General features: G+C 44.2%; 14 protein-coding genes and 1 CRISPR repeat array. Of the genes, 12 read left to right on the top strand and 2 right to left on the bottom strand.

Annotated features, from left to right (window positions below; translation table 11 throughout):
- Positions 1 to 5: 5 nt before the first annotated feature.
- A complete protein-coding gene (locus NZ875_09070; GenBank protein MCS7175886.1) occupies positions 6 to 773 on the bottom strand; it encodes an SDR family oxidoreductase in 768 nt (255 codons plus the stop codon).
- Between the two features lie 351 nt (positions 774 to 1,124).
- Between NZ875_09070 and NZ875_09065 the strand changes: the two genes are divergently transcribed.
- The 8 genes from NZ875_09065 to NZ875_09030 are packed head-to-tail and all read left to right on the top strand — an operon-like array spanning position 1,125 to position 7,497.
- Positions 1,125 to 2,057 (top strand): aspartate carbamoyltransferase catalytic subunit, encoded by a 933-nt coding sequence (locus tag NZ875_09065; protein ID MCS7175885.1) that lies wholly within the window; start codon positions 1,125 to 1,127, stop codon positions 2,055 to 2,057.
- Entirely contained in the window at positions 2,014 to 3,135 is a 1,122-nt protein-coding gene (locus NZ875_09060; GenBank protein ID MCS7175884.1) for a dihydroorotase, read from the top strand. Before NZ875_09065 ends, NZ875_09060 begins: the two co-directional genes overlap by 44 nt.
- The gene (locus NZ875_09055; protein MCS7175883.1) at positions 3,107 to 3,763 is read left to right on the top strand and encodes an oxidoreductase; all 657 of its coding nucleotides are present in this window, start codon (positions 3,107 to 3,109) and stop codon (positions 3,761 to 3,763) included. Before NZ875_09060 ends, NZ875_09055 begins: the two co-directional genes overlap by 29 nt.
- A complete protein-coding gene (locus NZ875_09050) occupies positions 3,754 to 4,557 on the top strand; it encodes a HisA/HisF-related TIM barrel protein (protein ID MCS7175882.1) in 804 nt (267 codons plus the stop codon). The genes NZ875_09055 and NZ875_09050 overlap by 10 nt, the downstream gene beginning before the upstream one ends.
- Positions 4,558 to 4,571: 14 nt before the next feature.
- Positions 4,572 to 5,729: an iron-containing alcohol dehydrogenase gene (locus tag NZ875_09045; GenBank protein ID MCS7175881.1), complete on the top strand. Its 1,158-nt coding sequence runs from the start codon at positions 4,572 to 4,574 to the stop codon at positions 5,727 to 5,729.
- 12 nt (positions 5,730 to 5,741) lie between these two features.
- Positions 5,742 to 6,350 carry an orotidine-5'-phosphate decarboxylase gene (gene pyrF / locus NZ875_09040; GenBank protein ID MCS7175880.1) on the top strand — a complete coding sequence of 203 codons (609 nt, stop codon included), beginning with the start codon at positions 5,742 to 5,744 and terminating at the stop codon, positions 6,348 to 6,350.
- Positions 6,343 to 6,900 carry an orotate phosphoribosyltransferase gene (gene pyrE / locus NZ875_09035; protein MCS7175879.1) on the top strand — a complete coding sequence of 186 codons (558 nt, stop codon included), beginning with the start codon at positions 6,343 to 6,345 and terminating at the stop codon, positions 6,898 to 6,900. The genes pyrF and pyrE overlap by 8 nt, the downstream gene beginning before the upstream one ends.
- Positions 6,901 to 6,936: 36 nt before the next feature.
- Positions 6,937 to 7,497 carry a manganese efflux pump MntP family protein gene (locus tag NZ875_09030; GenBank protein MCS7175878.1) on the top strand — a complete coding sequence of 187 codons (561 nt, stop codon included), beginning with the start codon at positions 6,937 to 6,939 and terminating at the stop codon, positions 7,495 to 7,497.
- 22 nt (positions 7,498 to 7,519) lie between these two features.
- Here the strand turns inward: NZ875_09030 and NZ875_09025 are convergent, their stop codons facing one another.
- Positions 7,520 to 9,259 (bottom strand): methyl-accepting chemotaxis protein, encoded by a 1,740-nt coding sequence (locus tag NZ875_09025; protein MCS7175877.1) that lies wholly within the window; start codon positions 9,257 to 9,259, stop codon positions 7,520 to 7,522.
- An 88-nt stretch (positions 9,260 to 9,347) separates the two neighbouring features.
- Here NZ875_09025 and NZ875_09020 point away from each other — a divergent pair, with 88 nt between their 5' ends.
- The 4 genes from NZ875_09020 to NZ875_09005 all read left to right on the top strand — a co-directional run bounded on the left by NZ875_09020 (position 9,348) and on the right by NZ875_09005 (position 12,558).
- Positions 9,348 to 10,400: a hypothetical protein gene (locus NZ875_09020; GenBank protein MCS7175876.1), complete on the top strand. Its 1,053-nt coding sequence runs from the start codon at positions 9,348 to 9,350 to the stop codon at positions 10,398 to 10,400.
- Between the two features lies 1 nt (position 10,401).
- Positions 10,402 to 10,566, top strand: coding sequence for a hypothetical protein (locus NZ875_09015; GenBank protein ID MCS7175875.1), 165 nt, complete (start codon positions 10,402 to 10,404; stop codon positions 10,564 to 10,566).
- Positions 10,567 to 10,795: 229 nt separating this feature from the next.
- Positions 10,796 to 11,716, top strand: a complete 921-nt coding sequence (gene hflK / locus NZ875_09010) for an FtsH protease activity modulator HflK (protein MCS7175874.1) — start codon at positions 10,796 to 10,798, stop codon at positions 11,714 to 11,716.
- The gene (locus tag NZ875_09005) at positions 11,713 to 12,558 is read left to right on the top strand and encodes a protease modulator HflC (GenBank protein MCS7175873.1); all 846 of its coding nucleotides are present in this window, start codon (positions 11,713 to 11,715) and stop codon (positions 12,556 to 12,558) included. Before hflK ends, NZ875_09005 begins: the two co-directional genes overlap by 4 nt.
- Positions 12,559 to 12,639: 81 nt before the next feature.
- Positions 12,640 to 13,006: a CRISPR direct-repeat array (repeat unit 30 nt; unit sequence GTTTCCATCCCTCTAAGGTTCGATTGAAAC).
- Positions 13,007 to 13,054: the final 48 nt, after the last annotated feature.

Raw genomic sequence — 13,054 nt, 5'->3', positions numbered from 1 at the left:
AACGCTCAGCCAGCCAAGAATTTTGCGATGGTTCTATCTGGCAAGAGCTTTTTACCGATGAAACTGACAAACTTATTTTTGAATCCAGGTATGTAGACGACTTTCCTCTTTTCGAAAGCTTCTATCGCACCCAAGGCAACTTGTGTTGGACTCATCAGATTTCCAAAGGTTTTGAAATTTTGTCCTTTGAAAGCTCGCTCGAAAAATCTGGTCTCCGTTGGTCCAGGAGAGACGCACATCACATGAACGTTGTACTTTTTTAACTCTGCCCACAGAGCTATAGAGAGATTATAAACGTAAGCTTTCGTTGCAGCGTAAGCGTTGAAGTACGGTAGCGGTATGTGGCCAGCGACCGACGCGACATTTATTATCCCACCGCGTTTTCTTTCAACCATCTTCTTGGCGAAGGTGTGGCTGAGCATCGTCAAGGCCTTGATGTTGACTTCTATCATTTTCTCTATTTCCTCCAAATCGAGTTCGATGAACTCCCCATACAAACCAAAGCCAGCGTTGTTGATCAAAAGGTCTATCTCGTATTTCGAAACGTCTTGAATGAAAGCTTTCACATTATCCGTTGAGGAAAGTTCGACAGTATAAGTCAAGATCGATGAATCCGAAATATCCTTTGCCATTTCAGTCAATTCTTCAAGTCTCTTTGTATCCCTACCTGTTACGATCACCTTCAAACCCCTTCGGCAAAGCTCAAGTGCGAACTCTTTGCCGATTCCAGAAGATCCACCCGTGACCAAGGCATACTTGAAATCTTTCAACATAAACCCTCTCCTCCCACTTCAAACTCAAACGGGCGATTCTCTGTCAAGGATGATCTACTCCAACATACCACGTTCACCTTCAAAGTATACAACGCATATTTCAGTCACGCATTCTGAAGCTTTTCCTCTTGGCAACCACCATGCAATGGAAAAGAAACACAATCTGGTCCTTGCCCAGCTATAATTCTCTTTCAGAGGCAGAGGTGGTATGGTGTTCAAACGCTCGAAGGAAAGGCACGAAAGGCTTTTGAATAGATGTGAAACAAGTCCAAAGGGGCTTTCGAAAGCCCCTTTTATTTTAAAGAAAGGGCCGAAAAGGCCCTTTTATTTTGCCTCGGTGGAGGTGGGAGAATGAGGCATCTTTTAGACATCAAGAGCTTGACGCGGAAGCAAATCGAGACAATCTTGGAGCGAGCCAGAGAACACAGAACATCAAAAATTTACCCAAAAACGTTGACTGGTAAGTTCGTTTTGACGGCTTTCTTTGAACCCTCTACGCGCACCAAGGTCTCTTTCCAAAAGGCTGCAATGAATCTCGGGGCGCAGGTGATCGATTTTGTTCCAGAAACTTCTTCACTCCAAAAAGGCGAAACGGATTTAGATACGATCCTGACTCTGAACATGATGAATTTCGACTGCATGGTGATTCGGATCCGCAGAAACGGTGCCCCAGCTGATTTTGCAAGATGTGTCAACGCCGCTGTGGTCAACGCAGGTGATGGTACGAACGAACATCCCACACAAGCGCTCTTGGACGCCATGACCATGGTGGAACATTTTGGAACACTTCAGCTCAAAGTTGCCATCGTGGGTGATGTAATTCATTCTCGAGTGGCGAGATCACTCACGGAGCTTTTGAAAAAGTTCAACGCAGAAGTGAGGATGGTCGGACCAAAAGGTTTTGTTCCAGAAAGTTTCGAAGGTGTGAGTTTGATAACGAACGATTTGAAAGAGGCCATCCTCGATGTAGACGTTGTATATGCACTGAGAATTCAAAAAGAAAGACTTGAAGAAAGTTATCCAAACATCGACGATTTCTTCAGAAAGATGCAGATAAACTCAGAAACAATCAAACTCGCCCCAAAGCACGCGATTTTGATGCATCCAGGTCCTTTCAATAGAAACATCGAAGTTTCGGACGATATTGTTTATTCAGAAAGATCGAAAATTTTAGAACAAGTGAGAAACGGTGTTTTCATCAGGATGGCTGTGCTGGAGTATGTTCTGGGAGTGATCGAGCTTGAAACTGTACAATCCGTTGAAACGTCAGTGGCTGGACGTTGAGATAAATTTACCTGAACGGAGGAAAGGCCTGATCGTCTGTCCCACTTTTTTCGACATGCACACACACGTACGACTCAACGATCAAGAAGACTACGATTCGCTCTCCAAAGCAGCCATCGTTGGTGGTTTTTCAGCGGTGTTGATTCAACCCAACACAAAACCTTGCATCGAAAATGAAGAGGTTCTCAAAAGGCACGTCGAACTTGCGAAAGATAAACCAGTTCGATTCTATTGGTCTGTCTCTCTGTTCGGTGAACTTGAACCAGACGGTGAAAGAACTCTCTGCTATTCGAACGACGGCATAGAGTACGACACACCCAAGATCGTGAAGGCTTTCAGAACAAAAAGGCCACACCTTTTGCTCGATCACAGTCAGTTACACGAACTCGGTGGCATTTTTTATGAAGGTGTGGCGTTGAGAGTTGAAAAACGCCCCATAAACAGCGAGGCAGTCTCCATTTTCAGAAACGTCATGCTCGGTTTAGAATACGGTTTTAAAGAGTTCCACATACAGCACGTTTCTACAAAACTTTCGATAGAAACCATACAACATTCGAAAAAATACGCAAAAGTAACCTGCGAAGTCACCCCACACCATCTATTTTTCAGTATGGACGATGTTAAAAGCACCAATTTCAAGATCAATCCCCCACTCGCCACAGAGCAAGACAGAAAAGCTCTGCTCGAAGCTGTTGAAAAAGATATCGTCGATGTTTTCGCCACAGATCATGCACCACATCCAGAAAAACAAAACGATTTTGAGAAAGCACCTTTTGGAACGAGCAACATCGAAGTGGCTTTCAGCGCTTTTTACACAATCACAAACCAGTTGGAGAAAACCATTGAAAAACTCGCATTCAAACCGAGAGAAATCTTGAATCTGAAGATGCCACAATGTTCAGAAGAGCTGCTCATCGTTGATCCGTACGCAGAGTGGATTGTGGATGTTAAGAAGTTTCACAGCAAAGGAAAAAATTCCGTTTTCGACGGTGTGAAACTCAGAGGAAGGATCATCGGTGTGAAACTCTCAGGAAGGTGGGTGTACTGGGATGGAGAATTTCTCACTGACGAGGGATGAGTTGATCCAGCTCACCTCGGACAGCTTTTTGATCACGTTCAACGAAGATTTAAATTTTGAACCAACGCAGTTCATCATGATAGAGACACCAACCTCAATCGTGAGAAAGCCATTCGGACTTGGAAGATGGTATGGAAAGCTCGCCATAGGTGTTCAAGTGATCGGACCTGGTACGAAGTACATAATCGAGCAGAGATATTTGAAGGCGCATGGTCCCTGTGGCAAAGGCTTCACCCCACCCTCAGGTAAAGGAGCCGTGATAGCCACTCCCGCATGTCTTGCCATCGTTTTCGATATGCATCGAAGGTTTCTTTGCGACGTATTCATAGGATCCCTTGAAAAGCTAAAGATCGAAGTTTCTTTCAAAACGGTCTTGGGTGATGAAGAGTTTGTGGCTTTGTTGAAATCTTTGAAAGCTTACGATTGGTTCTTCGTGGTTGGATCTGACCAAATGGAGAAGGTTTCTTACAATCTACTCAAAGACAAAGGTCAAGTTTTTGTCTCGCTCAATGAATACATGGCCTGTGGCGTTGGAGCGTGCAGAGGTTGTGCCATTGAAACCAAGCACGGTCTGAAACATTTATGTGTCGATGGACCTGCTCTGAGAGGTGAAGAGGTATGGAATTAAAACCACCGATCGTGATAGCCTCTGGAATCGGAGGCATGGGAGAATATCTCAAACTCATCGAACCAAAGTTCATAGGTGCTTACACGCTCAAAACGATCACGTTTAAACCAAAAAAAGGTAATCCTCCACCGAGACTCATCGCTACGGAGAATTATCTGATCAACAGCATAGGTCTTGAAAATCCTGGCGTGGAAAATTTCATCGAACAACTCAAATCGGGACAGTATGATGAGCTGTTCGAAAGGGTGAAAATCATTTTCAGCTTCGCAGGAGACAATTTTGAAGAATATGAACAGGTTGCAGAAAAAATGGCACCTTTTCAAAACAAATTCATCGCTTTTGAGTGCAATCTTTCTTGTCCAAACGTGCATTTCAACCCACTTTCAGATCTCACAACGCTCAAAAGATTACTCTCCAGTTTGAGAAGAAAGTTGGACATCTTTCTCATCGCTAAGCTCGGTATCGAAGGAGCTTTCGTTGAAAGCATAGCCAAACTTGTAGAACTCTGCGGATGGGACGGTGTGACATTGATAAACACCATCAGGGCACTCCACGTAGATGGCGAAAGAATCATCAAAGGTGGCGTCTCTGGACCTATACTCAAACCCATCGCGCTCAGGGCGGTTCACGAAGTGAGAAGCAAAACCAAACTTTACATCATCGCTTCTGGTGGTATCGCGAGCGAGAAAGATGCTGAAGATTTTTTCAAAGTGGGTGCCAACGCTGTGAGTGTTGGAACGATCTTGTACAAAGATCCTTCGATTGTTGAAAGGATCGCAAAGAATTTCTCATGAAGGAGGGGGTTTTCATGTTCATAAGCTATCTTCCCACAAAGATCGTCTTTGGGCTGGGAGCGATTGAAAAACTGTCAGAACTTGTGAAAAATCTCGGCAGAAAGGCCATGATCGTGACAGGAAGAAAGAGTACTAAAGAAACGGGGATTCTAGATAAAGTGATCAAATCATTAAAAGATGTCGACATCGATAGTGTCGTTTTCGACAAAGTTCAACCCAACCCGATCAGTGATCATGTGGACGAAGCTGCGAAGATGGCGATTGAGAAAAATGTAGATTTCATAATCGGCCTTGGCGGAGGAAGCGCCATCGATTCGGCAAAAGCCATCGCTATCGCTGCTGCAATGAAAGATAGCTTTTGGAACTACACGCACGCCGGTGGTAAGAAAAAACCAACCTCGGCACTACCCATCGTCGCGATACCAACAACGCATGGTACAGGCACCGAAGCGGATCCATTCGCCGTGATCACCAATCCACGAACGAAGGAAAAAGTTGGTATAGGTTACGATGTGATCTTTCCCAGAGTTTCTATCGTCGATCCTTCACTCATGGTGAGTTTGCCGAAAGATCAAACTGCGTACACTTCGATGGATGCATTTTATCACTCCCTGGAAGCTTTTTTGAACATCGATGCCAATCCGTATTCAGACCTGCTGGCTTTAGACTCGATGAAAAGGATCATCAACTATCTCACCAGAGCATACAGAAACGGCCAGGACATCGATGCTAGGACCAATCTCGCTTGGGCCAGTACGGAAGCTGGCATCACGGAAACACTCACAGGCGTCATAGCAAACCATGCGATAGAGCACGGGTTGAGCGGTTTCAATGAAAAATTACCGCATGGACTCGGTCTGTGCATCACTGGCCCATATTTACTTCAGTATATGTTCGATGAATGCAAAGAAAGGCTTGCCGTGCTCACCAAAGAAGTTTTCAACATCGATGAGTTCAAAGTAGAGAAGGCTGCAAAGCTTTTCATCGAGAAACTTTTCGAATTTCAAGATCTTTTCGGCTTGAATCAGAAACTGTCAAACTTCGGTTTTAAAGAACAAGATCTTCCAGAAATTGCAAAGGTTGCATACAGGATCATGAAAGGTGTCGTCGTGAAAAGTCCAAAGAAACTTGAAGAGAAAGATCTCGTTGAAATTATGAAAATGGCACTCTGAGGAGGTGAGAGAATGAAACTGGTGCTGAGTTTGGACATGGAAAATCCCATCGAGTTCATCGATCAATACGGTAGTTTTGAACACGTCAAAGTGGGGCACAACCTCGCAGTCTTGGGTAAACACGTTTTGGACGAGTTGGCGAAGAGAGATCTGAAAGTCATCCTCGATCTCAAGTTCACAGATATACCATCCACCATCATCAGATCGATCAAAGCTTGGGACCATCCTTCAGTTGTTGGTTTCACGTTGCATGCAGCCGCTGGCATCGACTCTATCAAAGCCGCTTTGGAAAGCACAAGCAAACTCATCTTCGTTGTGGTAAAGCTCACTTCCATCGAAGGTTCGTTGGAAGAATACGCACACCAAGTGGAGACACTCAGACTGTTGGGTTGTTCCTTCGTCCTTCCTGGAAGTTGGGCGATAAAATTGAGAAAAAAGATCTCGGGCAAAATACTCGTTCCCGGTGTGCGAATGGAAAGAGGAGCTGATGATCAAAAGGACACAGTCACGCTCGAGCAAATCAAAGGTGTGGCAGACTTCGCTGTTATAGGGAGAGAAATTTATAAAAGTCAAGATCCAAAGGCCACGATGGAGAAGATGAGGAGGTTCGTCCATGCTTGAATTGCTCTTGAAAGTTGGAGCCATTCTCGAGGGGCATTTTCTGCTCTCTTCCGGTAAACACTCTTCAAAGTATATTCAGTGTGCCAAGATATTCGAATATCCCGAGTACGGTGAAAAAATCGGTAAGGCGATCGCTGAAAAAATAGCACATCATAAACCAACCGTCGTCATAGGTCCCGCGTTGGGTGGGGTTATTCTGGCCTATGAAGTGGCACGGCAATTAGGAACACGTGCGATGTTCACCGAAAGAGAAAATGGAACGATGAAGCTCAGAAGGGAATTCCACATAGAAACGGGTGAAAGGGTGGCGATCGTGGAAGACGTCACAACGACCGGCAAATCTGTCCTTGAAGTGATCCAGGTTGTCGAAGAACACGGTGGAAAAGTTTGCTGTATCGCCAGCATCGTTGACAGATCCATCGAAAAACTCCCCTTCGACGTATCGTTCTATTCACTTGCGAAATTGCAGCTTCCCATATACGAGCCAGACAACTGTCCACTCTGCGAGCGAAACGTACCTTTGGTGAAACCGGGAAGTAGGAAAAGCTGATAAATGAGCAAGGTAGATTATTTAACATTAATTTTGTTGGCGCTCGGATTATCTTTCGATGATTTTGGTCTTGCTTTCGCTCTGAGCTTACTGATACCGAGTGAAAAGCTCAGAGAGCGAATGATCCATGCTGGAAAGATGGCGATCGCATTCTCCGCATCAACTGTAATGTTACCTCTGCTCGGATGGCTATTGGGACTAGTGATTTACAAATGGATCGCTTCCTTCAGCGCCTGGGTGGTCTTGATCGTTTTTTGTGGTGTTGGGGTGTGGATCATCAAAGAGGCATTTGAGGATGAGCAAATCAAACTGGCGAGGAACGTCTCATCTTTCTGGGCATTGATGGTCTTCGGCACTCTGGGAAGTTTCGATGAAGGAGCCGTGGGTATAGGTTTTCCATTCCTAGGAACCCCGATTCTGTGGATAATAATCGCTGTAGTTTTGACCAACACCGTCTTGATATACCTCGCTGTATTTTTGAGTGGCTGGATAAAACGTCTAAGTAAAAGAATTCCTTCGATTCTTTCTGGTTCGATTCTGATCGCGCTCGGAATCATCGAGTTTTTGGATCTGATTCTTCCGAATTTAAAACGTTAAACTTCGCTAAAGGACGTTCCCCTCACGTTGAACGCTCAAGTTTGAACCTTCGGAGCGAACCCATCAGTGTTTCAAAAGAAATCGCAACATCCTTCAGCTTCGTTACAAGCTCAGAGATGTGTTCGCTCAGTTTTTGCATGTTCACCGAGACTTCACCACCTTGTGCCGATATTTTGCTGATGTTGCTAGCTATCTCGTTGACTCCACTATTCATTTCCTCAACCGCGGCACTCTGCTCTTCACTGCTCGAAGCGAGAGTGTCTATGGTGGCTCTCAATTCCGCGATGGCTTTGTTCAAATAATCGAACGTTTCGAACAAGTTTTCATAACTCTTTTCCGTGGATTCGATATCTTGTCTCAATTTTTCTATCTGTCGATTCAGAGATTTTGATGACTCTTCAACGGATTGGATCGTCGATATCACCGTATCGGTTGAGCGTCTGGTTTCTTCTGACAGTTTCCTTATCTCCTCTGCCACCACGGCAAAACCTCTTCCTGCTTCCCCAGCCCTCGCCGCTTCGATCGCCGCATTCAATGCGAGCAGATTAGTTTGTTCAGCTATGCTCCTGACAGATTCCACTATCCCTTCGATGTTCTTCGTCGCACTCATCAGTTTGTGGATTTCCCTTTCGAGAGTTTCATATTCCTCAACGAAGCTAGACGTTACGCTCTTTGCTCTCGCAAGTTCACTGGCACTCGACTTAGATCTTTCGTCGAGTGCTTCAGACAACCTTTGAACCTTGATCGCCAGATCTGCGAGCGACTGCGCCTGAGAAGCCAATTGTTGGATATTTGTGGCGATCTGCTCGGTAGAACTGGTTATGCGCTCGACACCCCTTTGCTGACTTTGGACTGATTCAATAGTACTTCTCGCGATATTCTCAAAAACGTTGAAACTGCTCATCAAATCTTTCAGAGTTCTCAACGATGAAGAGGATATCTGCAAAGTTTCTCTCAAAATTTCTGAGATACCCCGACTCGCATCGTTCAACTTACCGCAGATGTATCTGAATTCATCAACCGAACCGACCGTCACATGATTTACCAAATTGCCTGACGACATTTCATTCAACAAGTTCACTATTCCTGGCAGTCCAGACAGAATGCGCTTTGAAAGTAAGATGACCAAGACGGCCAAAATCACATTCAAAATCACACTCATTATTACAAAATTTCTCTGTATCTCCTCACTCAACACCACTTTCGAAAGCATGTATTTCAGAAGGATAGGCGCAATCCACATCGAAATCGACAAAACAGTGAGCGTTAACTTTAGAGACATCGGTACCATGATGTTCGAATAACTTGGACCTTCGTATTCTCTCAAAAACTTTGATTGCGAATAAATCAACACTAATACGGCGATTATGTTCACGTTTATGGCTAGCGCGCCAGCCAATCTCAATATTAAAGTTTCGGTAGGCAGGGGTCGAATGAGCCTCGCTATGAAACCAATGAACGTCGCTGACGAAAAGTTCAAAGAAAATATGAGCAGGGCCAGTACCGTTGGAAGATTGTACTTAACTTCTCCGAAAGCTTTTCTCGCAAGAAGAATCGCAACGTAAATAGTGATGGGTGCAAGGGCAGCCAACATGATGGCATAACCTAGTAAGATTATCCAAACGGGGTACTTTCCTAGTCCGGCGAACACGTAATATGAAAACAACAACGCCAGAGGGTCAACCACGAAGAGTACGAACAATAAACTTTTCAAAACCGATCTTTCGAATTTCCTAATTTCTGCATGATTAACCGAACTCACGTTATCACCTTCCCATCGAAATGTTCATATTACATCACAGTTCTTGGCGTATAATTCATTCATCGGACCATCCGAGGGGGTGATCGGTGTGAAAAGAGGATTGGCAGTATTTATTTTATCACTTGTAGTGGTATTGAATTTCGCTCAGATCAAATTACCGTTCACGCACGTGGTGAGTGGAGGATTCACCGTTCATTCGATCGAAATTCTCACAGTTCCTCAGACATTTCAAGGAGGAGACACGATCAGCGTCGGCGTGAAAATCAATTTCATCAGGGTTATGGCACAAGCCAACGTATATTCGTTCGATTTGAAAGAAGGTGAACAAAAGCTCATGAGCATCAGGCTCATCGGATTGAAGCTCAGCGAAACAGAAACGAATCCTCTCATCTACTATGGCCCAACGTCAGTCTTTCCAAATAGCTATCAATATGGAGGCTTCCAGATCGTCGGTTTTTACATCACTAAAGCCGATCTTGAAGCTGGCTACAAAGAGATCTGGGGATGGAGAACTGCTTCATCCTTGGCCTGTAGAAACTTCACAGTGATCGCCGATCTGGATATGGAACCTGTTTACGCTCAACCCACCGCTGGGGTTCACAAAAGTGCTCAAGCTGAATGGATCTGCCTACAGAAAACCACGGCGCCTGGTCAGAAATGCCAGTTTACCTTGAAAGACCAATCCCTTCAAACTCGACAACACTACCATGCGAAGGAAATAGTCGATATCATTGTGGAGCCAGAGCCATTTGAGACTGGACAAGAGTTGAAGATCACCGTTGTTGTCAATTCAGAACCTGTATCTCAACCTTGGGATGAATATCTTGTCTATTGGGTAACGGTGAAATATCAAAACGGCCAGACGGCTTCCATTCCACACTCTTACGGTACTTTCAATCCAAACCTTGCGATCATCGTCACTTCAGCTCCAAAAACGAACGATGTGAGAAACTTTGTGTTGGATCGACCAGGCTCGATCGGCTATACCATGCCTGAGTTCATAAAATTACCTTTGAACGCTCCAATCGTGGAACTAGAAATAAAAGCTCAACTCTGGGCAGGATTAGACGCAGACCGCTTCTCACCACACAACTTCATCAAGCGTTGGGTTGCAAAAACCGTTTTTGTACCAGCACGTTGAGATGAAGCTTGGACGATCCCACAATGTGACAGCTTTGACAATTTGTCAAAGCAATGAAAACATCCATGCAGACGCTGATGAAAGGCAAAACATGCAAGATCACAACTTGGCAGATACAGATTCTGAGCGAACCAGTTCTCTGCTCACAACAGCACAATCATCATGAACGATGAAGGACACTATTTACCAATATTTCCCATGGGAAGATCAGCACTTTTTTAGATCTTCTTTGCACCATTGCTTCCGCTTTTAAAATGACTTGATCATCGCTCAATTCAAATTGGTACAACGTGGCTCTCAATTTTTCTGCAGATACTCGTTGGAAGGACGAAGAACGTCTGAAGGTTTTTGCCAGCCATATTTGCTATACTGATCGAAGCAGGAGGTGATAAAAGTTGACAGTGAAAACGATAGTGATAATCATCGCAATAATCATCTCCATCGTTTACTTGATGAGTGGTGTCTACCAAGTTGATCCTTCGCAAGTTGCGCTCGTGAAGACATTCGGGAAATACAGCTATACAACAGGGCCTGGAATCCATTTTCACGCGCCATACCCGTTCCAAACGCACGTTATAGTCGATGTACAGACGATCAGAAAACAAGAAATCGGTTTTCGAACGATCAGGCCAGGTCAGTACACCACCAAAAAAGAGGAAGCTTTGATGCTCACAGGTGATGGAAACATAGTCTCGGTGGAGGCAGTGGTACAGTTTCGTGTGAACGACCCTGTGAAATTCGTTTTCAAGGTTGAAAAACCTGAAGAACTTGTGAAGTTCACCACCGAATCTGCTTTAAGAGAAAGAATTGCTAAAAGAACCGTCGATGAGATCCTAACGGCAGAACGTGACAAAGTTGCTTACGAAGTTCACCAAATCACACAACAGCTTTTGGACGAATACGATATAGGTATTACCGTTGTGAACGTTTTACTTCAAGAAGTCGTTCCACCCGAACCTGTGATAGCTGCCTTCGATGATGTGAACAACGCAAAACAAGACAAAGAACGATACATAAACGAAGCACTCAGGTACGCCAACAATTTGATACCTTCAGTGGAAGGAGAAGTCAAAAAGATCATACTGGAAGCCGAAGCTTACGCGCAGCAAAAAGTACTTCAAGCCGGCGGCGAGACTCAGCGTTTTTTGAGTGTATTGAATGAATACAAAAAAGCACCAAAGATTACTGAGACACGATTAAAGATAGAAACACTTGAAGAAGTGCTCCCAAAAGCCAAAAGGATCATCATTCTGGATGAATCTCAAAAGATCACCTTTCTCAATCTCAGCAACTTGATGGATGGTGATTCAAAATGAAGTGGGTTGTACTAATGACCGTTCTGTTCATAGTTGCGATAGCAACTGTCTTCATCTTTTTGTCTTTCTTCATAGTCGATCAAACCCAATACGCGATAGTCTTAAGGTTTGGTGAGATAAGAAGAGTTATTTCAGAACCAGGTTTGTACGTGCGCACACCTTTCGTGGATAGCATCGTTCGTCTGAGCAAGAGATATTACATATACGATATACCCGTTGAAAAGATCATCACACTCGATAAAAAAACCATGCTTGTCGATACCTACGCCATTTGGAGAATCTCTGATCCAAAGAAATTCATTGAATCTGTCAGGACTGTCAATCTGGCTCTATCGAGGATAGACGATGTGGTCTACTCAGGTTTGAGAAATACCCTTGCGAAGCTCGAATTTGACGATATAGTGACCGGTGAAAGGCAGTACTTAACGGACATAACCGAATTTTCAAAGAAGAATCTGGCTGAATTTGGTATCGAAGTGAGGGACGTGAGGATCAAACACACAGACCTACCGGCTGAAAACCAGCAAGCTGTTTTTGAAAGAATGAAATCGGAAAGGCAAAGCATTGCCGCTCTAATAAGGGCAGAAGGACAAAAAGAGGCTCAAAAGATCCGCTCAGAAGCTGATAAAAAAGCTGCAATCATGAGAGCGGAGGCGTTGAGTGAAGCTGAAAAAATAAAAGGTTCAGGAGAAGCAAGCGCCACACGCATCTATGCAGAAGCCTTTTCGAAAGACTACGAATTCTACAAACTTTTAAGAACACTCGACAGTTACAGATCCATCATACCAAACAGTGTCGTGATAGTAGGCAAAGATCTAACGATACTACAACAGATGAAATAGCTTTTTTAAAATTCAATCCAAAATAAAAAGCCCGCATTGAGCGGGCTTTTCGAATACACCTTAGTCTACAATTGTCCCTATGTTTCCATCCCTCTAAGGTTCGATTGAAACTCTGCAAGCTTTTTTTGTGTCAAACCTATTTTTTGTCGTTTCCATCCCTCTAAGGTTCGATTGAAACGATTTCAAGTTAGAACTCGAAGGGATTCCACAGCCGATGTTTCCATCCCTCTAAGGTTCGATTGAAACTTCATAGGCGTCAATGAGCCGGATTAGTTCGGCTTTGGTTTCCATCCCTCTAAGGTTCGATTGAAACGTACTACGATTACATCGAAAAGAATTACGAGCCTGAGTTTCCATCCCTCTAAGGTTCGATTGAAACCGAGTTCACACCACTTGGACCACAGACCATCATAGTTGTGTTTCCATCCCTCTAAGGTTCGATTGAAACACTTAAACGATGGGACGATTGGGTATACCAAACTTAGTTTCCATCCCT

The organism is Pseudothermotoga sp. (genome assembly GCA_025060105.1).
Lineage (GTDB): Bacteria > Thermotogota > Thermotogae > Thermotogales > DSM-5069 > Pseudothermotoga_A.
The sequence above is the reverse complement of the archived record's forward strand: the minus strand, read 5'-3'. Positions and strand labels throughout refer to the sequence as shown.